Origin of the sequence: Exiguobacterium sp. 8A, assembly GCF_902506275.1 — a bacterium.
Taxonomy (GTDB): domain Bacteria; phylum Bacillota; class Bacilli; order Exiguobacteriales; family Exiguobacteriaceae; genus Exiguobacterium; species Exiguobacterium profundum.
Genome location: NZ_LR733630.1, coordinates 719,559 through 745,829, shown reverse-complemented (window position 1 = coordinate 745,829; position 26,271 = coordinate 719,559). Strand labels below are relative to the sequence as shown.

Genomic DNA, 26,271 nt, shown 5'->3' with positions numbered 1-26,271 from the left:
ATGAAATGGATTCACACGGCCGATTGGCATCTAGGTAAGATCGTCCACGGTCGACATATGACAGAAGATCAACGGAATATCTTATTCCATTCTTTTTTACAAATCGTAGATGAGGAACGACCCGATGCGGTCATCATCGCAGGGGATTTATATGACCGAGCCGTCCCTCCCGTCGAGGCGGTCGATTTACTCGATGAGATGTGGCGAGAGCTCGTCTTGAACCGCGGAATACCAGTCGTAGCCATCGCCGGAAACCATGATTCGGCAGAACGTCTCGAATATAGTTCGAAGTTATTGAGACAAGTAGGACTTCACATCGTCGGTAAGCTAGACCCGACATCTGGTCCCCTTGATGTAGCGGGAGTCCCATTTTATCCGATTCCATTCCTTGAGCCGGCTCGTGTACGGCATATCCTCGGTATCGACTCGATTCGAACGCATCATGATGCACTGGAGGCGGTCATTGAAGCTTTCGGTATGATCGAAAAAGATGCCGTGACGATTGGTCACAGTTTTGTAGCGGGAGGACTGGAGACGGATTCAGAACGTCAACTATCTGTTGGCACGGCAGGACAGGTCGCAAAAGGGTTATATGAGCCTTTTTCGTATACGGCATTAGGTCATTTACATAATCGTGATGCGATTCAATCAGAAAGAATTGCATATAGTGGGTCGCTCATGAAATATTCGTTTTCCGAGGTCAATCATGAAAAATCCGTCGACGTTCTGGAATGGAACGGTCAATGGACACGTCGTCGCCGTGCCTTGACACCAGAGCGGGATATGCGACAACTCACCGGAACATTGAACGAACTCCTTGCCCCAACTTATTATCAGCAACAAAAGACAGATGATTACCTTAAAATTGTATTGACCGATGATACGGCGCTTCATGATCCGATGGCGAAACTTCGGACTGTCTATCCGAATATCCTTCATCTTGAATTGGAACTGTTACGTCGCCAGGAGCAGACATCTACGTTTGAACGCGAGACGCTCGAAAGACAGTCAGTAGAAGAGGTATATCTCCAATTTTTTGAGGCCGTACATGATCGCACTGCCTCAGATGCCGTGAAGCAAATGATAGAAGAAGGTGATGTCTAATGAGACCGGTTGAATTGATGATTCAAGCATTTGGACCGTATGCAGAACGTGAAACGATTGACTTCACCCAGTTGGTTGGTCGCTCGATGTTTGTCGTCAGCGGTCGGACGGGCGCCGGGAAGACGACCATTTTTGATGCGATGACGTTTGCCCTTTATGGCCGGGCGAGTGGGTCGCTTCGAAATGCTAGTGACTTCAGAAGCCAGTATGCACAACCTGAGTTGAAGACGGAAGTAGATTTTTCGTTCACGATTCGAGGTGACCGCTATCGGATCGTAAGACAGCCGCAACAACCTCATCCGAAAAATAAGACGCCAATTCCGCACGAGGCCATCCTCTATGAATGGGAGGACGGTTGGAAGCCGCTGGCGACGAAGGTGAACGAGGTACAAGAACGAATCGAATCGATTTTACAATTATCGTATGAACAGTTCAGTCAAATCTTGTTGCTCCCTCAAAACCAATTTAGACAATTACTCGACTCGAACTCGAATGAAAAACAACAAATCCTCCAATCCATTTTCAAAACAGAGGCATATCGTACGTTCCAGGAGAAGTGGGGTGAACGCTATAGCGCGTATCGAAAACAAGTGGAATGGGCGGTCGAGCGGACGCGACTCAAGTTATTAGAGCTCGAAGATGAAGCAATCGAAGAGGTGTCGACCCAGTCCATCGAGGAGATTCAACGTTGGCTTGACGAGCGTGAAGAATATCTGATGACAACATGTGATACGGCCAAAACCCAGAAACAACTGTATGCGACAGCACTGGAAGAGGCAAGAGAAGCGCTTGAGAAAGCAAAATCACTCGTCACGCTGTTCAAGGAGCGAGAAGAAACCGATCGAGCACTTGTAATCTTTTTAAACGGTGAATCGATTCGAAATGAAACACGTGAACTGCTAACAAATTTAGAGGTGGCGGCAAACATTCGTCCAGTCTTTGGACGGTTACAGGAGTTAGAGCAACTCGTGCGTCGGTTGACGATGGAAGAACAGACCTCCTCGACAAAATTAGAGCACTTGCAATCCTCTCAATCAAAGTTAATGGAGCAACAATCAACGATTGAAACGGACAAAGAAGAAGTCATCTCTCGTAAGGAGCGACTTCGGATCGTCGATGAGATGATGCCAAGAATCAAGGAGCGCGCCACACTCGTGACCCTTCGTGACCGATTGATGAATCGTGCAAAAGAATTGGCCATGTTTTCAAAAGAAGTTCGGTTACAAGAACTTCAAGAAAGAGAACGGCGATTGGTCGACAGCATAAAGTCTGAACCTAGCGAACGAGCAGTCGACGCCGAGCGTCATGTCGACCGATTGGTGCAGCTGGCATCTCTTGAAACAAAGGCGCGTGAGTTATCGAAACAACTCGACGAATGTGAACGAACGGGCAAAGACGTTCAACGACAGTATGTGACCCAACAAGAAGTGGTCACCACGTTTACACAGCAAGAACAGTTACTACTAGCGAGACAACTTAGCGAGACGCTTGTAGACGGTGAGCCATGTCCGGTATGCGGTTCTCGTCATCATGATATCCCACAACACGAAGAAACCGTTACGAACATCGCGGAGCGGGATGCGGCCGTGGCACGTCTTGATGATTTGTCCACACGCTTAATCGAAGCGAGGGCGGATTATCGTTCGCTTCATCAACAACTTGAAGCAGTCCGACAAGAACTAGATCAAGCTTCCAAAGACATTCAATTCAATGGCGATGTCACAGAAGAACTCAATAAGTGGCGAACACGTGCAGAGCTATTGCAACGGGAAGAACGAATGCATCAAGAGAACGAACGGACACTTCGCCAACTGTCAGCAGAAATCCGACAGTTAGAGCAAGAGCGACGTCAACAGTTCGAAGAGCGGGAGCGTGTCGTATCCGAACTTGAAATGACGCAACAAAGTCTGTACGCACTCGGTCAAAGTGAAGAAACGACATTCGATGCGTTGCAGCGCGAGCGAGCCGACCTTGAGCACTGCATCTCGATGTTGATGAAACAAGTCGAAGCGTACGACCTTGAGTTTGAGACGGTGAAAAAAGCACTTTGGAAAGAGGAAGAACGACTGTCATTGATCCGTGAACAGTTGACTGAAGCATCGAAGCAGTATGATGCCCAGCAGACCATTTGGGTCAATCAGCTAGAAGCATCACATCTGACGCGTGAACGCTATGAATCATACGCCAATCAAATCGACAAGCGGACAATGATTCGTGAACAGTTGCAACGTGAGGAGGAAGAAGGTGTTCGACTCCGACACCATAAACAGATGATTGAAGAAAAACTGAAGAATCAGGAGCGACCAGACCTGCACGAGATGGAGATGAAAGTGAAGGAAGTGGCTGAATGCAGTGAGCAGGCGTCGAAACAGCTGATCACAGCCCAAGATGCCTTGTCTCGACATAGACACGTCATCTCGGAATGGAATACCCTTCGCGAACAGACGGCGCAAGAAGAGCGGAAATTAGAGACAATCAAATTGATTGCGGATACGGGGAAGGGAATCAACCCACAGAAAATGACGTTTGAGACATATGTTCAAACCGCCTTTTTTGATCAGATCCTTCATGCGGCCAACATTCATTTGGATCAGATGACGAGCGGTCAGTTCCGGCTTGAGCGGAAAGTCGAGACGGCGAAAGGGAATGCCAAATCTGGTCTTGAGCTTCTCGTCTTTGATGCCTATACCGGACAATCGCGTCGTGTACAAAATTTATCTGGCGGTGAAGGGTTTAAGGCGTCGTTGTCACTCGCTCTTGGACTTGCGGAGGTGGTCCAACAGCTGAGTGGGGGCATCAGTCTTGAAACGATGCTCATCGATGAAGGATTCGGTACGCTCGATGCCGAATCTCTAGACCAGGCGATTGAATTATTGATGTCTTTACAGGCGACCGGTCGGCTCGTCGGCGTCATCAGTCATGTCCAAGAATTGAAAGACCGTGTCGATGCACGGATTGAAGTGAAAAAATCTAGAAGCGGGTCGTCGATCCAGCTGATTGTGGAGTGATGGTTGTGAAAAAGATGGTGACGAAGTCGAGTCTCATCGAAAAGTTAAAAGAAGCCGGCGTTCGCTCTGGAGAGGCGTTGTTTGTCCATTCGTCGCTCTCAAAACTCGGTTGGGTATGTGGAGGGGCGCAGACCGTCATTGAAGCGATTCAGGAAGTGGTCGGTCCATCTGGGTTGATTATGATGGCGACCCAGACCGGAGACAATTCAGACCCAGCTGAATGGGAAGCGCCACCTGTCCCCGTGGAATGGTGGCAGACGATTCGCGCGGAGATGCCTCCGTACGAAGCTGATAAAACAGCGACACGTGGCATGGGACGTGTGCCGGAACTGTTCCGAAGCTATCCGCACGTATATCGTAGTTCCCATCCGATGTGGTCTGTTGCCGCCTGGGGCGATGGGGCTGAAGCCATCGTGTCCGGTCATACCATCGATGTCGGGTTCGGTCCAGGTTCACCTATCGAGCGAATGATTGAGCGAAACGCACGAATCCTTCACCTTGGGTCTCCGCTCGATGCGACGACACTCTGGCATTATGCCGAGTACGGAATTGATGGCCCGACCAAATCATTCGGTTGTGCCGTTATAGAACGAGGGGAGCGAAAGTGGCGTACATTTGAACATGTCGATGTGAACAGCGATCCGTTTGGCGCAATCGGCGAGAACATCGTCAAACAAAAGGATGTGCGAACATTTTCTATCCATGAAGCGACATGTTATCTCATTCCGTCTAGCACATGGGAACCAGTTCAACATGCGCTCATCGCGCTTCGTAGCTGGTTGAGATAGAGTAAATAGAATCGAGGGGAAGTTACGGATGAATCGTTGGATGAAACTATTGAGTATTGCGGTACTCATCATTTTACTCGTTGCCGGTTTGGCTATCGGAGGAATCTCGGCTCATATTGGGGATCAGTTGACGTCACCGGAGCGGGAAACATTGACATACACCCCGAAATCACTTGGTTTGAAGTACGAGAATGTGACAATCGAATCGGAGGAAGGATATGACTTATACGGATGGTGGATTCCTCATCCTACGCCGCGTGCGACCATCGTCTTTGCCCACGGATATGGGAAGAACCGTGAACAGGAGGATTTACCGTTGAAAGAGTTGATTCCAGAATTTCATGAACAAGGATACCAATTTTTAACGTTCGATTTTCGCGGTTCAGGGATATCAGAGGGTGACCGAGTCACGGTCGGCGCTAAAGAACAATCCGATTTAAAAGCGGCCATCCAATATGCGAAAGGTCGTTCAGAAGGACCGGTTGTCTTGTACGGGATTTCAATGGGAGCGGCGACAGCACTCTCTACAGCTGATGATGTCGAAGTTGCTGCAGTCATCGCCGACAGTCCGTTTAGTGATTTACGAAATTATCTCGAGACAAATCTTCCGGTATGGAGTGACTTGCCGAACGTTCCGTTCACGCCCGTCATCATGACTGTGACCCCTTGGTTCACCGGTCTCGATGCCGATGTCGTATCTCCTATTCAGGATATCAAGTTGATTGAGGCTCCTATCTTATTGATCCACAGTAAAGACGATGATGCGATTCCTGTTTCTGAAAGTGAAAAATTGGCTGAAGCACAAGAACGCGTCGAACTTTGGGTGACTGATAACGAAGGTCATGTCGGATCGTACCAGTCATTCCAGAATGAATATCGTCAACAAATATTCGAGTTTCTAGAACGGTCATTGTAAGCAAAGGGGCGCATTCGACGCCCCTTTTTGATATGATTGCAGACGAGACCAATGAAAGAAGGGTACAACATGGACGTTTTACAAGTATTACAGTTTCTCCTTTTAGGAACGTTAATCGGAATCTTGAGTGGATTCTTTGGAATTGGTGGTGGAATCTTACTGACACCACTTCTCCTTGTCTTCGGGTATGAAGCGAGTGCGGCGATTGCCCTTAGCCTGATGTTGACGCTCGGATCAACGACGGCAGGAACGATCTCGCATATCCGTTTGCGTAACGTGAACGTGTCGCACGCCTTATGGATCGGTGTGTTCGGGATTGTCGGGACCTGGATTGCCACACCGCTCGTCTTTTATTTAGAAGGAGTCGATGGGGCGACACTCATCATCTCACTCGTCTATATCGCATTACTCACATATTTTGCTGTTTCTTTCTTTCGTTCGAAACAGCATGTGGAAGGAAGCGTCGGAACGGACTCTGTACCACGCCTTGGAATCATCGGTGTGTTCGCGGGGTTCATCTCCTCGTTGATGGGAGTGAGCGGTGGATTCGTCTTGACCCCTCTTCAAGTCAAGTTGTTGAACACGGAGATGAAGCGAGCGGTCGGAACGAGTATTACGGCAGCACTTCTCATTGTCGTATCCGGTGTCATCAGTTATACGGTGGCAGGTGCTGAAACGAATTATCTGCACGGTCTTGCTCTGATTGCGGGTGCCATGATCGGATCACCCTTTGGAGCGAAACAGCTCCAACGCTTCAGCTCGCAGCACGTCAAAAAAGCGCTCGGTGGATTTTATATCACAGTCGCCATCAGCGTAGGGTTGAATTTGATTGGGTGGAATACGGCATCACTCGCACTTCTCGTCACATTAGCGCTCCTGTTCATCGTCACCCTCCTCATTCGACCACGCAAAAAATAAACCCCGTCTTCGGACGGGGTTTTAACGTCTAGCAATATGGTCAATGTTTTCTTGAATCTCGCCAACTTTCGCTTTTGCCTCACGGAGTCTTCGCTCAAACGCATCTGTGTCACGTTTCTCATGAGACGACTTATCGATTCCTTGACGCTGCCCTTTGTCAGAGCGTTGGTAAAAGTGGGTCGCTTTCTGTAAGCGTTTTTTAAACGTCGAGTCGCTCATCGGGACACCCCCTTCCATACTACAGTTATTCCACAGATGGAAACGGGTGAAACGTTCGAACCTTTAAGAGGCGAGGGAACGACGGACTTGAACATTCTGAGAAATTTTCACGGCTAATATGGCAGCAAGCACTGCTTTCAAAGCGTCACCAAAGAAGAATGGAATATTTACTTTGAGCGCATCAATGAACGACATACCAAGAACGATCTCGAGTCCCATACTTCCGAGTAAGTAGACGAGCCCTAGACCGAATAAAAAGTTATAGCCAATCAATGCTGGGATGGAGCGATAGCGTTCACTGAACCAGCCAATGAAGAGTGCTGCAATCGGAAAGGCGATTAAATATCCGACAGTTGGTCCTACAAACGGTGCGAGACCTCCTTGACCACTCAGTACTGGAAGTCCAATCAAGCCGAGCAAGAGATACACGATAACTGCCAAAAATCCTTTCCTTGCACCGAATACACCGGCGATGGTCATGATGGCGAGTGTTTGAAGGGTGATTGGAACGGGTCCAATCGGTATTTCGATGAAACCAATACTTGCGATGAGTGCCGCGCCGAAGGCGATTTGAGTCATATCTTGAATCTTCATATGTAAACCCCTTTTCAGTTAACGTTAACAATATAAAAGTTAACATGTTGAAAAGGGGTTGGCAAGAATTATTTCAAGACAGCCCATTTTGACTCAAAGCTGTCTGATATGCCTTCGTTTCAACATAAAGTTCATCCTTGAGTGGATGAAGATGTCGTTGACGGATCCGATAAAATTGATAGGAGACAAGCGCCGCGTTGAATAAGAGGGAGAGTAGACTGACGATAAAGAAGGCTCTCGGGTCATGTGTCGACGGTACGGGAGCTAATCGGTCGGCGAACGCGGGAACTGTCATGACAAACATAATCCATAAAGCCAACGTGTGGGCACGATGTTGTAACCAAGCCCCTTTTTTAATAAAGAAAGAAGGAATGGTACATGAAAGGAGCAGAATCAATCCTGCATAAAACGAATGGTCAGAGATACAATTATAAACGTAAGCAAAATTCCATAAATCATAGGCGATGATCCATGGCCAAATCATATCAGGCCAAATCATATCTTTTGATTGATCTTTCGAAATATTGATTCCAATCCATCCGCAGATGGCGATGATGTTCAATAATCCGGCAAAACCGTTCATTAGATTCCAAGGTCCGGACATGACCCAAAGGTGATCGATATAAGCACCATCGGGAACGTTAAAGAAGTATACTTGAAAGTCTCGGATACAGGCTTCTAAAATGTTTAGTGCCAAAATCCCAGGTGGAAAGAATAAGACCCATTTCTTTCGTAATAGCGAGGGGCGGTAACGAATAATCATGAAACCGAGACAGCCGGCGAGTGCAGAATATGTTTTCACCCAGTTGAACCAAGTACCCGTTCCATATTCATTCCCTGGAGCTGCGGTTGTCGGCCAAACAAAAAGGGTCAGTATAGTCGGTACAATCAAGAATAACGTTATTCCTCCCCACTTAGTCGTGCGACTGAATTCATTGAAAGCCATCAAGCTAAACAAGACAAATAACCCAATTCCCCATCCGACGAGATCGATTCGTTCATACAGAATTCCCACTCAAATCTCCTCCTTACATCAGTTAATTGTTCACTATTGAGCAATCAAAATCATACGTTCACATATTCGATTCCATCATGATACTTTGGCTCTCTTGAAGCTGATGATGGCCTTATTGTGATGAAGTTGCCACATATGCCAGAAGACATAAGGGACGATGATCACAAAATTAATTACTCCCCATGATTTCAATACTTCCGAGTTGAACCATGTCGAAGAGTTCATGACTTGCGGGAAAATGTCATAGCATGCACGAATCAATAAATGGGCTGCAAGCGTGTAAATACGAGCGGTAATGTAAAGCTCTGGTCGTCCTTTGATGACTGGATACAGTTCTGCCGCAAGCAAGATGCAGAGCGAGCTGGCAAAATAAGTTGGAGATTCTGCATAGACGAAACATGCGTTCCATGACGTGTATATAAAATTCCATGACCCAGTCGTATAGGCTACGAGATCGGCGTATCCTTCTTTCGCAAACTTCCAAAAAGTCGGTGCGAAAGGAATCGTCACACAGAGTAAAAATCCACAGGCGGCATTAAAGTAGTTGCCGAGTGTCACATCTTTAATCGTGGCTTCTGCGATATTTAAAAACAAGATGGCATAGAAGAACCATAAAAATTCGTCACGCTTTAAAAAGTTCCAAATCCGTCCTTGTTTGTTCTCGTAAATGGCGATTCGAGAGAAACCAACGATAATCGTCGGTATGATAACGCTTACAATTTTAGCCCAACGAAACCAGCCATCGACATTCCCCATCATCCATAATGGGATGGTCAATAACGAAGCGAGCCAAAAGTAGGCGGACAGTTTATAGTGCTTTCTGAAAAAAACGATGATTCCTAATAATAAACTTAAATAGAGTGGCATCGAGATTACATGCGGCCAAACGTTCATTCCATTCACCTTCTCATTTGAATTTAACAAACATAACGTTTGTTATGTTTTTAGTATAGGCGGACAATCCTATTTAGTCAATGTGAATTATTTCACAAAATTTAGTCCTGAGCACTCGCATTGGTAGAGCTATGTTATTCTAAAGTGGACTCGAAAGGGGAGAATAATAGTGGACGGTAAAAATAAAATTCTAGATGCAGCCAGAACGGTCATTATTCGAAGTGGGGTGAACGGGGCAACAGTCAGAGCGATTGCAATCGAGGCGAATATGACGACAGGAGCCATCTATCATCATTACAAAAATAAAGAAGATTTATTGTACGATTTAATGAATGAGAGCTTGTCTGTTTCCTCTCAAATCGCCAAAGAAATGACAGACGATGCCTATTCAAAAGAACGTATCAAAATGGAGATTGCACGAAATACGGCGGAACGCTTTCATAAAGATGCAGAGAACCGCTTGCAGTATCATTTTGCTCATGAAGTGTTACTGGGGAACATGGAGGCACAACTGAAATTAAAAGACAAATATGCAGAATGGACAAAACAAATCGAACAAATCCTGATTCATTTGTACGGACTAGAAAACACTCGTCTAAACAATGCGTTCAGTTCATGGCTGATTGCGGCAGTCGATGGGGTCGTCTTGCAATATCTACTAGACGTCAATGAAAATTCCATTGATGAGATGATGGAGGTATTCGATCTTCTACTAGAAAAAGGTCTTCCTTCTTTCGTTGAACGTCTGAATGAACAGGATAAATAAATAGACCCGTCACAGATTAACGTGACGGGTTCAAGATGATTAAGAATAGGTCATCGTGCTCATGCATGCCGAAGCTTCTTTCAACTGTTCACGGACGGCATCGAATCCTGTTCCGCCGTAACTGTTTCGACGTGCGACTGCCTGTTCAGGGGTCAAGGCATGATACACATCCTCTTGAATCAATTCAGAGTACGTTTGGAATACCGTGATTGGAAGCTCGCGTAAATACAATCGCTCATCCACGCAATATTTGACGAGTTTTCCAGTCACCTCGTGCGCCTCACGGAACGGTAACCCTTTTGCCGTCAAATAATCGGCGAGTTCGGTCGCATTAGAAAAATCGCGCTCGGTCGCTTGTTTCATGACGTCCGGGTGGAACGTCAGTTCATTCATCATCCCCGCCATGATACTGAGCGAGCCTTGAACGGTCTTGACCGTATCGAACATCCCTTCTTTATCTTCCTGTAAATCTTTATTGTAAGCGAGTGGAAGTCCTTTCATGAGCGTCAACAAGCCCATCAAGTTTCCAATCACTCGACCCGATTTTCCACGGACGAGTTCGGCCATGTCAGGGTTTTTCTTTTGTGGCATCATGCTCGAACCGGTAGAAAACGTATCCGACACTGTAATGAAGCGATACTCTTCGCTTGCCCAAAGAATCAATTCTTCACAGAAGCGGGAGAGGTGCATCATAAGCATCGATGCATTTGAAAGAAACTCGAGTATGAAGTCACGATCGCTAACGGCATCGAGGCTATTCGGGTAAACCCGATTGAATCCAAGTAATTCAGCTGAACGGGAACGGTCAATCGGAAACGTTGTCCCGGCTAAGGCTCCTGCGCCAAGAGGAGACCAATCAATCCGCTTCAAGCTGTCCGTAAACCGTTCCTTATCACGCTCTAGCATCCAGAAATAGGCGAGCAAGTGGTGGGCCAGCGAGATCGGTTGTGCACGTTGGAGGTGCGTATAGCCAGGCATGATTGTCTCTACGTTTTCTGAAGCGTGAGCATGCAATTCACGCTGAAGTGATTCAATCAATTGAATCACTTCTTTCACACGTTCTTTCAAGTAAAGATGCATGTCCGTCGCGACTTGATCGTTTCGGCTACGTGCCGTATGCATCTTCCCTGCAACCGGTCCGATCGCTTCATGAAGCAGAGCTTCTAAGTTCATATGGATATCTTCGTGATACACCTCGAATTTCAATTCATCCGCGAGTGCTTTTTGCTTAAGTTGTTGTAATCCATCAAGGATTTGAGTGACTTCTTCCTTTAAGAGGATGCCCTGGTCACCTAACATCGTCACGTGAGCCATGCTACCTTCTAAATCCTCAAGGACGAGTTGAGCATCAAATTCAATCGATGCACCGAATGCATCGACCCAATCGCTCGCCGTCTTCTCGAAACGGCCTCCCCATAATTTACTCATTGACGAACGCTCCCTTTTCCATCAACACCTCTGATTGAACTTTTGTTGGAAGACCCCATAACTTGATGAATCCGACAGCTGCTTGTTGATCGAACGTATCGGCTGACGTATAGGTCGCAAGTTCCTCATCATAAAGAGAAATTGGCGACTTCCGTCCGTCGACGATGGCCTGCCCTTTAAACAATTTCATGCGAACCGTTCCTGTGACGGTAGCTTGAGTCTCATCGATAAACGCAAGAAGTGCTTTTGTGAGCGGTGAATACCAAAGTCCGTTGTAGATTGTTTCTGTCAATTTTTGCTCGACAATTGGTTTGAAATGCGCCACTTCACGAACGAGTGTCAAGGCTTCAAGAGCTTTATGCGCAGTGATCAATGTCATGGCGCCAGGTGCCTCATACACCTCACGTGATTTGATACCGACGACCCGGTTCTCGATGTGGTCAATCTTCCCGACACCATGGGCACCCGCAACGATATTGAGCTCTTTTAAGATATCAGTGAACGATTGGCTCTTCCCATCAATAGCAACCGGCACTCCGTTCTTGAATTCAATCTCAAGATAAGTCGGTTCATGCGGTGTGTCCTCAAGTGCCGCTGTTAACTCATATGCGCTTGCCGGAGGTGCTGCCCAAGGATCTTCCAAAATGCCGCATTCGATGGCGCGTCCCCAGATGTTCTGATCGATTGAGAATGGCTCTTCTTGAACGATTGGAATCGGAATTTGATGTTTTGCCGCGTACGCGATTTCTTCCTCACGTGACCATTTCCATTCCCGAACCGGTGCGACGATTTCGAGTGAAGGATCGAGTGCATGAATGGACACTTCAAAACGCACTTGGTCATTTCCTTTCCCGGTACATCCATGGGCCACAGCGACGGCGCCTTCGGCCTGTGCGACCTCGACCAATTTTTTCGAGATGAGGGGGCGTGATAGTGCCGAAACGAGTGGATATACGCCTTCATATAATGTATGGGCCTGCATCGAATAGCGAGCGAACTCGTTGACGAACTCATCGACCGCATCGATGACGATTGATTTTTTCGCTCCAACTTTCATCGCTTTTTGTTGAATCTTTTCTAAGTCTTTCCCTTCCCCGACGTTCAAACAGACTGCAATCACATCATAACCTTGTTCGTCCAACCATTTAATCGCAACCGATGTGTCAAGACCACCTGAGTAAGCCAATACGAGTTTCTGTTTCAAAATATGAACACCCCTTATGAATAATTATTAATCTTTATTTATAAATATACAACTCAGTGTAAGGGATAAGATGTCGTGTGGCAACCCTTTTTTGAAAATAAAAAGACCACGAGTGATTTCGTGGTCGTCATTGTTCGATTTTGAGTTGGGGTAACCATTGCGACATATGGTCGCTAACAGGGGAAAGAAGTTCAGGACGAGCAGCCTTTAACGGGACGACCTCATAATGTCCATCAGATGATTTTTGCGTAAAGGTTGGATAGAACATCGGATTTTTCAATTCAATAGTCGATTGGTCATCTTCGATTGTCTTGACCACATCAATCCCGATGATGCCGCCCGTGTTTCGTTCATCTCCTTGTTGTCCGGAAAGGAAATTACCGAGCGAGTAGATGACAAATGTTTGATTGCCATGAACTCCTTCTAGCATGGTCGGGGGTTGCAGCACGTGAGGGTGGTGACCGATGATGATGTCGACTCCGAGGTCTGCTAACGATTGGGCGAGCTCAGTTTGACTCTCATTCGGTAACGGCTCGTATTCCGTACCAAAATGGAGGGAGACGACCGTCATGTCAGTCGACTGTTCCGCCTTCTCGATCTCTGGTTGCATCTGTGCAAGGTCGATATAGTTCACATGATAGGGTTGCTTCGGCACGACTCCATTCGTCCCATACGTGTATGCGAGGAAGGAAAAAGAAATATCGTTTGCAGTCAACGTACGAATATTCGCCTTGTCCTCAGCAGATAGGAAGGAGCCTGTATAAGGCATTTCGATTGCGTTCCAATGGTCAATCGAATTTTCAATAGCTCGGACGCCACGGTCGAGCGTATGATTATTCGCTGTCGTGACCAAATCGATTCCTGCCCGTTGTAAGGCATCTCCAATTTCAAAAGGACTGTTAAATGCCGGGTAGCTCGAAAGTCCGATTTCACTCCCGCCAATCATGCTCTCTTGGTTGGCGATTGATAGATCGGCGCGACTCAATATTGGAGAGATCTGTTCGAATGCAGTATCAAATTCATACCCTTCATCAGTACGAGCTGCGTTGTATACCGAATCATGTAGAAGGATGTCGCCGATTGCATAGAGGGAGGCCGTCGTGACAATCGGTTCCGGTTCGGCAGGCGGCATTTCTTCAGGTACCTCGACAATCGGTTCTTCGACTTCTTCTGGTATTTCTTGATTCGTTGCCGGAGTCGTACCACAAGCGATTAATAAAACAAAGCTAGACAGGAAGGTAAGACGAGAGACGATCTTGATTGGTTTCATCCCGATTCTCCTTTTCACGACAGATTCGTACGATAACCCTAAAATTCGTCGATAATTAAGAAAAATCCTGCCTAAATAAATAAAGACAGGTCGTTTTTGACCTGTCATGAGATTTATTTGATATGTTCTTTGACCATGTCTTGCATTTGGTCAAACTCACGTTGAATGACCTCATTTGGTGGCGGTGTCACCAAACTCACAATATAGATGGCAAGTGCCGACAGGAAGAATGCTGGAATCATTTCATACAATGTCCCAAACGTTCCGAAAAGAGAAGCGGCATAGTTCTTCCATAGAATGACGACAAAGGCTCCCGTCAACATTCCAGCAAGTGCACCTTGACGCGTCGTTCGCTTCCAAAACAGACTGAACAAGATGAGTGGACCAAATGATGAACCGAATCCTGCCCAAGCATAACCGACAAGGTTTAAGATGGTGTCGTCTGCATCGAGTGCAAGAATAATCGATATGACGGATACGAGAATGACCGTAATCCGACCGACCATGACGAGTTCACGGTCTCCCGCTTCTTTACGGAAGAACTTCTGATAAAAGTCTGTCGTCGCGGCACTCGACGAAACGAGCAATTGAGAGGAGATGGTCGACATGATGGCGGCGAGAAGAGCAGCCAATAATACACCAGTCACCAAATCCGGGAATAATAAGTCAGATAAGTTGATAAAAACGTTCTCCGGATTATCGATGGTGAGGCCTTGTTGTGTGTAATAGGCGAGACCGAATAATCCGGTCGCCATCGCCCCGACAACGGTGAAGACCATCCATGAGATCCCGATTCGACGTGCCGTCTTAATGTCCTCGAGCTTTCCGATTGCCATAAAACGGACGATGATGTGTGGCTGGCCGAAATAGCCGAGCCCCCACGCAAATAGTGAAATGATTCCGATAAGTGATTGCCCCGTCCACGGATCAAGTAACGCTTCATCAATATTTCGTACCGTGTCTAAAGCATTTGATACACCATCAGTTGCCATAATGGCGATGGCAGGTACAAAAATAAGGGCAAACAGCATGATCAATCCTTGAACAAAATCTGTCCAGCTTACTGCTAAAAATCCACCGATGAAAGTGTACAGAATAATGATGGAAGCGAGAATGACGACTCCCGTTACAAATTCAATGTCGAAGACGGCATTGAATAGGCGACCGCCGGCGACGAATCCGCTTGTCGCATAAAGTGTGAAAAAAATTAACGTGACAGCAGCTGAAAATGAACGCAACACACCTTTTGTGTCTTTAAATCGCTTCTCAAAGAAGTCTGGGATTGTGATCGCATCATCCGATATGTATGAATAAATGCGTAATCTTGGTGCGACCAATAACCAGTTCAAATAGGCGCCGATCGTCAACCCGATGACAATCCAGCCACTTGAAATCCCTGACGCATACATTGCACCAGGCAATCCCATTAAGAGCCATCCACTCATGTCTGATGCACCGGCAGATAAGGCGGCGACCCCGGGACCAAGCGCCCGACCACCTAACATGTAATCTCCGATACTGCTTGTTCTCCGATACGCGATGATCCCAAGCAAGACCATCAGTGCCATGTACACGACAATGGACACTAAAATTCCGTTCATCAACATCCCCCCGAAAGATAAAAAATACGAAAACGCTTTCAGTGATAGAGTATCACTTTGTCAAAATATTGTCACAACAAGAGGGGGAATGTAAAGATATTTTTGAGAGCTGGTCTTAAGTTAGCGGAACGTGCAAGAGGTGAGATGGTCATTGACGAGACCCGTCGCTTGTAGGTGGGCATAGACCGTTGTCGGTCCTAAAAACTTAAAGCCGCGTCGTTTCAGGTCTTTACTCAATCGTTCAGAAAGTTCCGTCGTTGCAGGAACATCTTCAAGCCGATTCCATGCATTCAAGATAGGTGCATTGTTGACGAATGACCAGATATACGAATCAAATGAGCCAAACTCTTCCTGTAGTTTGATGAACTGTTTCGCATTATTGATCGACGCCTCGATTTTTCGTCGATTTCGCACGATCCCGCTATCGCCGAGAAGTCTTTCCACATCCTCATCCGTGAAGCTGGCAACTTGCTGCACCTCAAAGTTGGCATAAGCCAATCGATAATTTTCACGTTTTCTCAAGATGGTGATCCAACTAAGTCCTGCTTGCGCACTTTCGAGTGTCAGACATTCAAAGTGCTTCTGATCATCGTGAACGGGCTTTCCCCATTCCTCGTCATGGTAACGGACGTACAATGGATCTGTCCCGCACCAAGGACACCGTACTGTTTCTTCCATTTCAATCAGCTCCTTTCTTTGAGTGTAGCATGTCTTTGCGATTATATAGCAAAATGGACGGGTATAGAGGGGAAGAATGGAGGAAGCGACATGAGTGACTGGATGATTTCTGTGATTGAACAGTACGGCTACATAGGGATTGCATTCATGATTTTTATTGAGAATGTGTTTCCACCGATCCCTTCTGAAGTCGTCTTACTCTTTGGTGGTTTTTTTGCTGTGAAGACGAATTTGTCCATCACGCTCGTCATCGTGGCATCGACGGTCGGGGCCATATTAGGAGCCGTATTATTATACGGCCTTGGACTCTTGTTTGATGTCGAGCAGATTGAAAAATGGACGAAGAAATACGGAAAATGGTTACGACTTGATCTGAATGATGTAAAAAAGGCGGATGCCTGGTTCGATCGATACGGGGGATGGATGGTCTTCTTTGGACGTTTGATGCCGGTCGTCCGAAGCCTGATCTCGATTCCTGCAGGGATGTCGAACATGCCATTCATGAAATTTCTACTGCTCAGTACGGCTGGAACAGCCTTATGGAATACCATTCTCATCCTTATCGGGATGAAAGTCGGTGAGAATTGGCAAGATATCCTCTCATACCTCGATGCTTATTCTTATGCAATCTATGGGTTGCTGTTCATCGGTGTTATCATTTATATCGTATGGCGTAAAAAGCGGCACAACAAACTAGCAAAAGACTAATGCACAAAGCAGGCGGACCCAGCATATGGGTCCGCCAATTTATTCTTCTTTTTTCTCGTCTGGCAAGACTTTCGTGAGGGTTTTCTCTGTTTTTTCTGCCAAGTACTCTGAGAAACGGAACAGAATGATTCCGACAATGGCTGACACAAAAATATAGAGACCGACAAACAAGTTGATTGCCCCGTTCGAAAGAGCGGTAAATAAAATAGAGAACTCCCCACGTGGCGCGAGTGAGAACCCGGCTTCATTGGCTTGAACCCGCGTCAAGCCATAGATTCTGCCCCCGACACGTCCGACAATCCATTTTGACAATACCCCCCATACAATCAAGACGAAGAAGAGCGCATTCACGATGACACCTTTCTCGAGGTTGATCGAGATACCGAACGAGATAAAAAAGATCGGCAAGAATAAATCTCGGACGGGTACGGTCAAACGTTTCAGCGGTCTCACGTCGTGGATATCGGCGAGCATGATTCCGGCGATGAATGCTCCTAAAATCTCAGATAATCCAAACACCATCCCAATCCCTGCGAAAAAGAGAATGAGTCCGATCAGACCGATACTCGCATCATCTTGTCGCAACAAGTGCTTCGAAAACTTTTGTTGTTTGGATACGAAGCTCGAACCAATGAACAAGAGTACGCCAAATATCAGAAATCCTGCGAACACTTTGCCGATATCGGACATCGCAACCGGTTCTTCTTGAATGATGAAAGGGGCAACCGTCAATAGGAGAGGGGCAAAAATATCCTCAAAGATGAGTAATGCGAGCACAAACTCTTTAATATCTTCATGTTTTTCGGAATGCCGCTCAAGCAGTTTCGCAGAGATGGAGGAGCTCGTCGCATATAAGACGGCCCCGATTAAAAAGGCGCGAGGGAAATCGAGACCAAATGCTAAAGCAATCCCAAACGATACCCCGAATGACAGAATGATATCGAGTATTCCCGCCTTCCATACTTTCCGCATGCGCTTCCAAAGTTCACGTAGTGGAAACTTCAGACCGAGTAGGAAAAATAACAGAATGATTCCGATCTCTCCCGCGACTTTAAAGACTTCATTCCCATCCCAGAAAAACCCGACCCCGACCCCAATTGCGATAAACGCTAAAATACTTGGGAAGAATAATCGTTCAATCAGGAGACTGAGGACAGAGATGAGGGTGAGCGCCAATCCGAGCAACACGATGATATTTAACCCATCCATACGTCATCTCCTCTCACGACCCCAATTAGCTTTCTCTTTGATTCCATTGATACTCCATTCCGACGGATTCAGGTCGTGAGTAATCAAAACCGAACTGTCGATACAATCCATCGGCTGGAATATCTGCGATTAAGCTGATGATGGCCGTCTCATCGGCTTCTTGTAAGATCCATTCCATCAAATGCTCCATGATTAATTTTCCGAGTCCAAGTCCCTGGCATTCTGGATCTACGACGATATCTACTAAATGGAATACCATCCCGCCGTCACCGACGACGCGTCCCATTCCGACAATCTCATCATCTAAGTATAAACAAATACCATACAGTGTATTTTGAAGCCCCTTCACCGTACCTCGATCAGAACGTCGTGGCATCCCTGCCTTCACGCGCAACGCTTGATGTTGTTCTGGAGTCGGTGTTTCGACTTTTACAGTTACTTCATTGACCATACTCAAATCCCCCTCTACACAAGTTGATTTTATTTTCCCGATATATTGAATGAGTAAACCTTGATTTATAAAATCGGCTATCTGCATAATGAGAAAGAGACAGGGGGAATAGTTGATGATCAATGGTCAATCCATCTTACCGGCGATACGGGACATGCGGGATTTGGAGCGGTTTTTATCGAGTGATTTCGAATTAGGGGTGTTATTAGAGATTCATATGAGCCGATTGGACTCCATCTTCAGATTATTGGGGAAACATGATAAAAAAGTGTTCATTCATATGGATTTGATTCAAGGTATGAAGGCGGACGAGTATGCGACAGAGTATGTCTGCCAGACGTTCAAACCGTTCGGTATCATCTCGACGAAAGGAAACGTCATCGTCAAAGCAAAGCAAAATGATGTGGTCACTGTACAGCGTCTATTTTTAATTGATTCCACCTCATTAGAGAAAAGTATCAAACACATTGAACGTTCAAAACCGGACTATATCGAAGTCTTACCAGGTATTGTGCCGAAGTATATTCAACGTGTGAAGGAGAAGACGGGAATACCCGTTTTCGCAGGTGGGCTGATTGAAACAAAGGAGGAAGTCCAAGCGGCACTTGCTGCGGGAGCGAGTGTGATCACGACTTCGAATCGAAAACTATGGTCCGACTAATCGGGATTTGGGTATACAGTCTTTTAGGAGGGATGAATGATGAAAGACGTAATTATTGTAACAGGGGCTAGTCAAGGAATTGGTTATGCGATTGCTCAAGCTTTCGTAAATCAGTATGAAGTAATCGGGTTAGATATTGGAGATGACCCGGACATTAAAGGGTTACGCTTTTATCAAGTAGACCTTGGAGACACGTCTGAACTTAAGCGTGTCTTTGACGATATTCACAACGAATTTGGTCGAGCCCATGTATTGATCAACAATGGAGGAATCGCTTCGCTGGTCAAGCCGATTGATGAGCTTGAGATTGACACGTTCAAACGAGTCATCGATGTCAATTTAGTCGGGACATTTAGTTGTGCGAAATACTTTTTAGAACTGAATCAAGATGAGTCATATGGAAGAATCGTTAACATGGCCTCGACACGTGCTTTCCAGAACGAACCGCATTGGGATGCATATGGTGCATCTAAAGGAGGCATCGTCGGCTTGACCCATTCACTTGCCATCTCATTAGGCGACCGCCCTGTGACGGTGAATGCGATCAGTCCAGGATGGATTCATACGTCTGATGAGTCGTTACGTGAGATTGATCATGAACAACATCCTTCGGGACGTGTCGGTGAACCAGAAGATATCGTCCGCGCTGTGAGATACTTGATCGATCGTCAAAACAGTTTTGTGAACGGGCATAATCTTGTCGTAGATGGAGGAATGACGAAAAAAATGATTTATGAAGAATAATGTGACCATATACCTAAATTCGGGATGTTTTTAGGTTATATGTACCTAATTCCGGGTAATGAATAGGAGAGTTTTTATCCGGAAGAAGGAGGATGGCGACATGAACCCGCTCGTAGAAGAGGCGTTACGTTTTTCGTCTATTCGTCACGGAGGACAGTTCCGAAAAGGTTCATCCATACCATATTTGTCACACCCATTCTCGGTCGCCATGCTTCTTGAGTCCGATCATCAAGCACCGGTGGTCGTGGCGGCAGGGTTACTCCATGATTTGATTGAGGACACGAAGACGGACCCACAAGAAATCTTATCAAAATTCGGATCTGACGTGCACAGGCTCGTTCTCGCGGTCTCGGAAAAAAATCGTGACGAGTCGTGGGAACAACGAAAACGACTGACACTTCAGCAGGTGAAATCACTTCAATTTGATGAAGTCGCACTTCTCGTGGCGGATAAGCTACATAATCTCCGTTCCATCCGTTATGATCTTGAGATGGAAGGGATGAAGGTGTGGCAACGTTTTAAACGACCGCTGCGAGACCAATCATGGTATTATCATGAATTACTATCAGCATTTGAACCGTTTCGGAGTTCGACAGACCTAATCGGTTTGTATGAACAAGAACTCCATCTATTGTTTTACGGCGAGAAAAATTCAAAAGATCGAAAAGTGGCAAGGCTCCTTGAATCGATGCTGACCCATTTTGTCGAAGACGAATGGTTGCAAGAATCGGCACCACTATGTCAAACGGCATATGAGTTAAAGGAGATTGTCGGGCGAGATACGATTGATGAAGTAGAGATTGTGTGCTTCCGACAGCGACTTCACGAAGCGGGTTGGACCACGCCATTGTCACCCGAGAAGCTCGCGGGGATGCAAGAACTCGCATATCGGACGGCTCTCGAGCCACAAGAACTTCTCGCACTCATACGTCGCTCGATTGTCAACTAGTTCTCTTCATGCTATAGTCAAAGGGAAGATAAAAAGGGGAGTAGCGACCACAATCGTGGTCGATGGGTCGTCATTACAGTGCGTGCGCACTCGGTCCATCGAGCTTTTACAAGTCCGCAAGACCTTTTTATGGGCGTTTTTGTCGTCCATAAAAAGGTCTTTTTTGTTTACCCAAGGAGGAGAAAAAATGGTATTTGTTTATTTCTTACTGGCTGCGGCCATCACCGTCTACGCCGCAATCAAATTATCGACGTACGCAGACGTCATGACTGAAAAGTCGAAAATGGGCGGGATGCTTGTCGGTACCGTTTTATTGGCAGGAGCGACTTCGCTCCCGGAAGTGACAACAAGTATATCGGCTGTCATGATTGACAACCCAGACATCGCCATCGGAAACATGCTCGGAAGTAACCTATTCAATATCTTTATCTTAGCGATGTTCGACCTATACTTCCGACAGAAGCAATTGTTCAACTATGCGAGTCGGGACCACCTGTACACGGCCGGACTTGGGTTACTCTTGACCGTCACGACGTTGATTGCTTTGATCGTTCGCGTCGACATGACGTTTATCGGAATCGGAGTCGACGCGCTCTTGATTGCGATTCTATACGGTATCGGAATCTACTATATCGGGAAACAACCGACAGAGCCGGTCGCGGAGCATGAAGTCGAAGAAGAAGTGGTCGTCGGTAAATATGAAGAGATCACGCTGAAACGTGCGGTCTTTGGATTCATCATCGCTGCAATCGTAATCATGGCGGCAGGAACAGCCCTTTCCATCACAGGTGATCAAATTGCCGTTGTCACAGGACTCGGTTCTAGTTTTGTCGGTAGCTTCTTGATTGCGGCATCGACGTCACTCCCGGAAGCGGTCGCTGTGTTCATGGCGCTCAAACTACGTAATGTCAACTTGGCATTCGGTTCGATTCTCGGCTCGAATATCTTCAACATGTTGATTATCGCCATGTCAGATGTCTTCTATCGGAATGGATCGATTCTCGCAGATGTCTCGACGTCACACCTCGTATCTGCGGTCGGGATCACGATCCTATCGATCCTCGTCATGTATAGTGTGCTAAGACAAAATGTCACGTCGAAGGTACGTTATGTGATTCCTTCGTTACTCGTTGTCGTTGTCTATTTCGTTTCGTCTTACTTGATCTTTATCGGGTGAGTACATGCATCAGCCTTAGGGCTGATGTTTTTTTTATTGGGAATGCGAATTCATTGCTTCGGGTATAGAGGAATTGAAGGAGGGGTGGCGATGCAGATGCATGAAGTGGAAACACGCCAAGCGTATTCGATTTTGATTCCGGCCTATAACCCTGATGAGGCACTCGTCACACTCGTGGAGAAGTTGAGGGCGAGTGGGTTTTCGAACATCATTGTGGTCAATGACGGTAGTGACGAATCGTCGGTAGGCACATTTGATAAGATTGCATCATTTGTCGACCAAGTGTTAACGCACGAACAGAATCAAGGGAAGGGAGCAGCAATCAAGACGGGGTTACGGTATGTGGTGGACACATATCCGGATAAAACGGGGGTCATCACGGTCGATGCCGACGGGCAGCACTTGCCGCAAGATGTCGTCAACGTCTATGAGGAAGGGTTGAATAAACCACATCATCTCATCATGGGATGTCGAGATTTTAGCGGAGATGCGATTCCGTTCCGGAGCCGATTCGGCAATCAGGCGACACGGCTCGTGATGTTGATTGGGAGTGGGCTGAAGTTAAAAGACACGCAGACGGGACTTCGAGCCATCCCGATGCGATATGCGCGACAACTGATTGACATTCCTGGAAATAGATATGAGTTCGAGATGAATATGCTCACGTTCACGAAACGATTGCAGGTCCCGATTCAACAAACGACCATCCAGACCGTATATGAGAATGAAAATGATTCATCCCATTTTAGACCGATTCTCGACTCGATTTTAATTTATCGGATGTTTTTGATGTATTCGTTATCCTCTGTCGCCTCGTTCCTTGTCGACGTAGGGATGTATGCGCTCTTTATTTATTTATTATCCCCATACTTCGATACGGCTCACGTCGTCATCGCGACGGTCATCGCTCGAATCATTTCCTCTCTCTTCAATTATCTCGTTAATCGAAAAGTAGTCTTCGATTCGAAGGCGCGGCGGTCTCTTCCGAAATATTTTAGTCTCGTCGTGCTTCAAATGGCCGTTTCAGCACTCCTTGTTTATCTCTTGTTTCTCTTGCTCAGACAAGGCGAGGTCATCCTAAAAGTAATCGTCGATAGTTTTCTCTTTTTCGTCAGTTATTATGTCCAGAAGAGATGGATTTTCAAAAAATAGCCGGTCATGATTTCATGACCGGTTTAATATGCGAGCGTTCCTGTTTTCACGGACGTATAGCGATGTAATTCTTTTGGGCTTGTGATGCCGGTTTTTTGCATCATGTCTCGCATAAGTAGCGCGCATACGCGAGCATCTTCCGCAGCATCATGATGAATAAACGGCACGTTCAAGTGTTCTGCCATCGTGTTCAACTTATGGTTCGGGAGTCCTGGATACAGTTTACGTGACAGTTTGACGGTGCAACCGTACTCGATTGTAGGGAAATCGAATAGATCATATTTCACAATCGCCTTTCTCAAGGCACCCATGTCAAATGAAGCGTTATGTGCGATGACGAGGTCCACTTCCCGTAAAATCGGGTAAAGAGAGGAAAGTACTTCCGGTAATGCCGGTGCATCCCACACGTCACTCGGACGAATGCCATGGACGCGGATGTTACCCATATCAAAGTCTTCCTCCGGATTGACGAGTCGCTGGTCGGTTTCGACCACATCACCATTTTGAAGGATGCTCCATCCGACAGAACAGATGCTGCGACTATCACGGTTAGCGGTCTCCACGTCAAGTGCGAGAATGGTATGGTTCATAGTTTACCTTCTTTCGTAAGCAATAAAAAAAGTCTAACAGAAAGTTAGACGAATGTCGTGCTTAAGCGGCAACAAGTGTTCGGCAAGCTTCCGCACAACGCTCACATGCTTTGGCACAGGCTTGACAATGGTCGTGCTGATGTCGTCCGCATTCAACCGCACACGTATCACAGACTTGGGCGCATAAAGCAACGATTGGTTTTGAAAAGGCTGAATCTGTTTCTAAGGCATTTAAAGCTAAAGTACAAATGTCTGAGCATTCTCGAGTCAGGCGGATGCATTCGGTGAACATGTGTAAATCCTCTTCTTGCAAACTTTTTGAGAAGCAGTGGTTGCATGCGCGCATGCATTCGATCACGCTCGTCAATGTTTCTTCTACAGATGTACGTTCCATCAAAATTCCCCCTTATATGAAAAAGTCTAACTATCATTACCCGTTCAGAAAGAGGTTGAATCGCACCATACCAATAAAAAAGCCACACCTCATTCGAGATGTGACCAATTAATGGAGCATAGGGGGCTCGAACCCCTGACCTCTACGCTGCCAGCGTAGCGCTCTCCCAGCTGAGCTAATGCCCCGTTCGAAATCATTATATCATCGTAGTATTCGACATGGCAATTCCCTTTTTGAATTTAGGTTTATAAAATTGGAGACGTGGGAATTTCATGTTAGACGTTATATTAAGAAAGCAGGTGTGCTTCATGGAAATGATTCTTTTGGCACTCTTACCGGCACTCATGTGGGGAAGTATTCCACTCATCGTGTCGAAAGTAGGAGGAAAACCGATTCAGCAGTTAATCGGAACGACCATCGGGGCGATGATCATGGCAACAGTGATTGCCCTCGTCTTCCGACCGGAGTTCACGACACTCGCCATCGTGACCGGATTTATCTCAGGGGCGTTCTGGGCGCTCGGTCAATATTTGCAGTTCCAATCGTTCCAAATCTTAAGCGTCTCCAAAGCGATGCCAATCAGCACGGGGATGCAACTCGTTGGGACGTCTCTCTTTGGGGTCATCGTACTCGGGGACTGGCAGACATCGACGGAGCTATGGTTAGGGTTTTCAGCGCTCGTCTTGATTATCATCGGAGCGACTATGACTTCATACCAACAGAAGAAAGATCAGGACAGTGCCGGTGCGTTGAAAAAGGGTTTACTCGTCCTATTCGTTTCGAGTATTGGTTACGTCACGTATGCCGTCTTGACGAACTACTTTGAAGTAGAAGGGATCACCGCGATTCTTCCACAATCCGTCGGGATGTTCATCGCGGCACTTCTGTTCAGTCTTCGTGAAAAGGACGTCAAGAAACTCGATCCACGCACATTCAAAAACATCTTGGCGGGAATCGCCTGGGGAATCGGGAACTTCGGACTTTTCGTTTCAAGCGGAGAAGTGGGGATTGCGACTTCGTTCGCCTTATCCCAATTGAACGTCGTCGTGGCGACACTTGGTGGGATCTATCTCTTGAAAGAAGAGAAGACGACAAAAGAACGCGTCTTTGTTTTCATGGGAATCGGGTTGATTGTCGTCGCTGGATTTATGCTTGGGATTGCCAAGAGTTAAGTTTCAATTATGAAATGAAAAGAACCTTGAATGAACTCGATTTTGAGTGCCATTCAAGGTTTTTGTTTTGAGTATCTTTCAATCGTTGAAATGAGAGCAGGAGAAGATGTGATCGATAGGGAAGTAATCTCATATTGCGTTCGTCATATAGGACGGGCAGCACATTCGTGATTGATCAAAAATTGTAGAATAAAGGGGAAACGAATCATGGATTCAAATGTCGTGACGATATCAACGCTCGTCGATGCACCAATCGACACAGTCTGGAAATTCTGGACAGAACCTGAACATATCAAACAATGGAATCATGCGTCTGACGATTGGCATACGATTGAGGCGGAGAACGACTTACGGGTCGGCGGGAAGTTTCGTAGTCGGATGGAAGCAAAAGATCAAAGCATGGGCTTTGATTTTGAAGGGGTATATGAGGAAGTTGAAGTAAATGAGCTTATTCAGTATCGTCTGGAAGATGAACGGAGAGTCAGAATTTCATTTGCTTCAGAAGGTGATCAGACGAAAGTGGTCGAGGTGTTTGATGCGGAGTCGATGAATCCGGTTGAAATGCAACGACAAGGCTGGCAGGCGATCCTCGACAATTTCACTCGATATGCGAATGGGAAGAGTGTGTAAAAGATAAACGGAAGGTTTGAACAGCAGGTCC

27 protein-coding genes and 1 tRNA gene are annotated in these 26,271 nt (G+C 46.4%); 14 read left to right on the top strand and 14 right to left on the bottom strand.

All coding sequences use genetic code 11. The annotated features are described in order from the left end of the window. The 5 genes from GVY42_RS03840 to GVY42_RS03820 all read left to right on the top strand — a co-directional run bounded on the left by GVY42_RS03840 (window position 1) and on the right by GVY42_RS03820 (window position 6,734). A complete protein-coding gene (locus GVY42_RS03840) occupies window positions 1–1,104 on the top strand; it encodes an exonuclease SbcCD subunit D (RefSeq protein WP_159562387.1) in 1,104 nt (367 codons plus the stop codon). Further along, window positions 1,104–4,112: an AAA family ATPase gene (locus tag GVY42_RS03835; protein WP_159562386.1), complete on the top strand. Its 3,009-nt coding sequence runs from the start codon at window positions 1,104–1,106 to the stop codon at window positions 4,110–4,112. Before GVY42_RS03840 ends, GVY42_RS03835 begins: the two co-directional genes overlap by 1 nt. Further along, window positions 4,112–4,900, top strand: a complete 789-nt coding sequence (locus tag GVY42_RS03830; protein ID WP_047795253.1) for an aminoglycoside N(3)-acetyltransferase — start codon at window positions 4,112–4,114, stop codon at window positions 4,898–4,900. Before GVY42_RS03835 ends, GVY42_RS03830 begins: the two co-directional genes overlap by 1 nt. Before the next feature lie 28 nt (window positions 4,901–4,928). Then, window positions 4,929–5,816 (top strand): alpha/beta hydrolase, encoded by an 888-nt coding sequence (locus GVY42_RS03825; protein WP_159562385.1) that lies wholly within the window; start codon window positions 4,929–4,931, stop codon window positions 5,814–5,816. Between the two features lie 69 nt (window positions 5,817–5,885). Next, window positions 5,886–6,734 (top strand): sulfite exporter TauE/SafE family protein, encoded by an 849-nt coding sequence (locus GVY42_RS03820; protein WP_031423531.1) that lies wholly within the window; start codon window positions 5,886–5,888, stop codon window positions 6,732–6,734. Between the two features lie 21 nt (window positions 6,735–6,755). Here the strand turns inward: GVY42_RS03820 and GVY42_RS03815 are convergent, their stop codons facing one another. The 4 genes from GVY42_RS03815 to GVY42_RS03800 form a co-directional block, all read right to left on the bottom strand. Then, window positions 6,756–6,953: a hypothetical protein gene (locus GVY42_RS03815; RefSeq protein WP_012726425.1), complete on the bottom strand. Its 198-nt coding sequence runs from the start codon at window positions 6,951–6,953 to the stop codon at window positions 6,756–6,758. Window positions 6,954–7,016: 63 nt separating this feature from the next. After that, complete coding sequence (locus tag GVY42_RS03810) at window positions 7,017–7,547, bottom strand: biotin transporter BioY (RefSeq protein WP_159562384.1); 531 nt, start codon at window positions 7,545–7,547, stop codon at window positions 7,017–7,019. A gap of 73 nt (window positions 7,548–7,620) precedes the next feature. Continuing rightward, window positions 7,621–8,562 carry a DUF5692 family protein gene (locus GVY42_RS03805; RefSeq protein WP_159562383.1) on the bottom strand — a complete coding sequence of 314 codons (942 nt, stop codon included), beginning with the start codon at window positions 8,560–8,562 and terminating at the stop codon, window positions 7,621–7,623. Window positions 8,563–8,637: 75 nt separating this feature from the next. Continuing rightward, the gene (locus GVY42_RS03800) at window positions 8,638–9,456 is read right to left on the bottom strand and encodes a hypothetical protein (RefSeq protein ID WP_031423538.1); all 819 of its coding nucleotides are present in this window, start codon (window positions 9,454–9,456) and stop codon (window positions 8,638–8,640) included. 169 nt (window positions 9,457–9,625) lie between these two features. On the opposite strand from GVY42_RS03800, the gene GVY42_RS03795 reads away from it, so the two are divergent. Further along, complete coding sequence (locus GVY42_RS03795) at window positions 9,626–10,222, top strand: TetR/AcrR family transcriptional regulator (RefSeq protein WP_159562382.1); 597 nt, start codon at window positions 9,626–9,628, stop codon at window positions 10,220–10,222. A gap of 39 nt (window positions 10,223–10,261) precedes the next feature. Here GVY42_RS03795 and argH read toward each other — a convergent pair whose 3' ends face one another. The 5 genes from argH to GVY42_RS03770 form a co-directional block, all read right to left on the bottom strand. Then, window positions 10,262–11,650, bottom strand: a complete 1,389-nt coding sequence (gene argH / locus GVY42_RS03790) for an argininosuccinate lyase (protein ID WP_159562381.1) — start codon at window positions 11,648–11,650, stop codon at window positions 10,262–10,264. Beyond that, window positions 11,643–12,857 (bottom strand): argininosuccinate synthase, encoded by a 1,215-nt coding sequence (locus GVY42_RS03785; RefSeq protein WP_147538911.1) that lies wholly within the window; start codon window positions 12,855–12,857, stop codon window positions 11,643–11,645. Before GVY42_RS03785 ends, argH begins: the two co-directional genes overlap by 8 nt. Before the next feature lie 124 nt (window positions 12,858–12,981). Beyond that, window positions 12,982–14,124 (bottom strand): CapA family protein, encoded by a 1,143-nt coding sequence (locus GVY42_RS03780; RefSeq protein ID WP_159562380.1) that lies wholly within the window; start codon window positions 14,122–14,124, stop codon window positions 12,982–12,984. 113 nt (window positions 14,125–14,237) lie between these two features. Further along, window positions 14,238–15,725 carry a sodium/proline symporter PutP gene (putP, locus tag GVY42_RS03775; RefSeq protein WP_047795263.1) on the bottom strand — a complete coding sequence of 496 codons (1,488 nt, stop codon included), beginning with the start codon at window positions 15,723–15,725 and terminating at the stop codon, window positions 14,238–14,240. 120 nt (window positions 15,726–15,845) lie between these two features. Next, window positions 15,846–16,403: a DNA-3-methyladenine glycosylase I gene (locus tag GVY42_RS03770; protein WP_159562379.1), complete on the bottom strand. Its 558-nt coding sequence runs from the start codon at window positions 16,401–16,403 to the stop codon at window positions 15,846–15,848. A gap of 90 nt (window positions 16,404–16,493) precedes the next feature. Here GVY42_RS03770 and GVY42_RS03765 point away from each other — a divergent pair, with 90 nt between their 5' ends. Beyond that, window positions 16,494–17,111 carry a DedA family protein gene (locus GVY42_RS03765; RefSeq protein ID WP_159562378.1) on the top strand — a complete coding sequence of 206 codons (618 nt, stop codon included), beginning with the start codon at window positions 16,494–16,496 and terminating at the stop codon, window positions 17,109–17,111. A 39-nt stretch (window positions 17,112–17,150) separates the two neighbouring features. Here the strand turns inward: GVY42_RS03765 and GVY42_RS03760 are convergent, their stop codons facing one another. Beyond that, entirely contained in the window at window positions 17,151–18,320 is a 1,170-nt protein-coding gene (locus GVY42_RS03760) for a cation:proton antiporter (RefSeq protein WP_012726414.1), read from the bottom strand. A 25-nt stretch (window positions 18,321–18,345) separates the two neighbouring features. Further along, complete coding sequence (locus GVY42_RS03755) at window positions 18,346–18,771, bottom strand: GNAT family N-acetyltransferase (protein ID WP_159562377.1); 426 nt, start codon at window positions 18,769–18,771, stop codon at window positions 18,346–18,348. A 115-nt stretch (window positions 18,772–18,886) separates the two neighbouring features. Between GVY42_RS03755 and GVY42_RS03750 the strand changes: the two genes are divergently transcribed. The 5 genes from GVY42_RS03750 (at window position 18,887) to GVY42_RS03730 (ending at window position 23,454) form a co-directional block, all read left to right on the top strand. Continuing rightward, on the top strand, window positions 18,887–19,432 hold the full coding sequence (locus tag GVY42_RS03750; RefSeq protein ID WP_159562376.1) for a glycerol-3-phosphate responsive antiterminator: 546 nt from the start codon (window positions 18,887–18,889) through the stop codon (window positions 19,430–19,432). 39 nt (window positions 19,433–19,471) lie between these two features. After that, entirely contained in the window at window positions 19,472–20,176 is a 705-nt protein-coding gene (locus GVY42_RS03745; RefSeq protein WP_159562375.1) for an SDR family NAD(P)-dependent oxidoreductase, read from the top strand. Window positions 20,177–20,276: 100 nt separating this feature from the next. Beyond that, on the top strand, window positions 20,277–21,125 hold the full coding sequence (locus GVY42_RS03740) for an HD domain-containing protein (RefSeq protein WP_159562374.1): 849 nt from the start codon (window positions 20,277–20,279) through the stop codon (window positions 21,123–21,125). A 187-nt stretch (window positions 21,126–21,312) separates the two neighbouring features. Next, window positions 21,313–22,302 (top strand): sodium:calcium antiporter, encoded by a 990-nt coding sequence (locus GVY42_RS03735; RefSeq protein ID WP_031423558.1) that lies wholly within the window; start codon window positions 21,313–21,315, stop codon window positions 22,300–22,302. Window positions 22,303–22,392: 90 nt separating this feature from the next. After that, complete coding sequence (locus tag GVY42_RS03730) at window positions 22,393–23,454, top strand: bifunctional glycosyltransferase family 2/GtrA family protein (protein WP_159562373.1); 1,062 nt, start codon at window positions 22,393–22,395, stop codon at window positions 23,452–23,454. A gap of 23 nt (window positions 23,455–23,477) precedes the next feature. Here GVY42_RS03730 and GVY42_RS03725 read toward each other — a convergent pair whose 3' ends face one another. The 3 genes from GVY42_RS03725 to GVY42_RS03715 form a co-directional block, all read right to left on the bottom strand. Next, window positions 23,478–24,044 (bottom strand): 3'-5' exonuclease, encoded by a 567-nt coding sequence (locus tag GVY42_RS03725; protein ID WP_012726407.1) that lies wholly within the window; start codon window positions 24,042–24,044, stop codon window positions 23,478–23,480. Between the two features lie 61 nt (window positions 24,045–24,105). Then, window positions 24,106–24,438: a four-helix bundle copper-binding protein gene (locus GVY42_RS03720; RefSeq protein WP_012726406.1), complete on the bottom strand. Its 333-nt coding sequence runs from the start codon at window positions 24,436–24,438 to the stop codon at window positions 24,106–24,108. A 112-nt stretch (window positions 24,439–24,550) separates the two neighbouring features. Beyond that, window positions 24,551–24,623, bottom strand: a tRNA-Ala gene (locus GVY42_RS03715). Window positions 24,624–24,746: 123 nt separating this feature from the next. On the opposite strand from GVY42_RS03715, the gene GVY42_RS03710 reads away from it, so the two are divergent. Both GVY42_RS03710 and GVY42_RS03705 read left to right on the top strand, forming a co-directional pair. Then, on the top strand, window positions 24,747–25,610 hold the full coding sequence (locus GVY42_RS03710; RefSeq protein ID WP_078146990.1) for a GRP family sugar transporter: 864 nt from the start codon (window positions 24,747–24,749) through the stop codon (window positions 25,608–25,610). Window positions 25,611–25,817: 207 nt separating this feature from the next. Then, a complete protein-coding gene (locus GVY42_RS03705; protein ID WP_159562372.1) occupies window positions 25,818–26,240 on the top strand; it encodes an SRPBCC family protein in 423 nt (140 codons plus the stop codon). The last annotated feature ends 31 nt before the right edge of the window (window positions 26,241–26,271 follow it).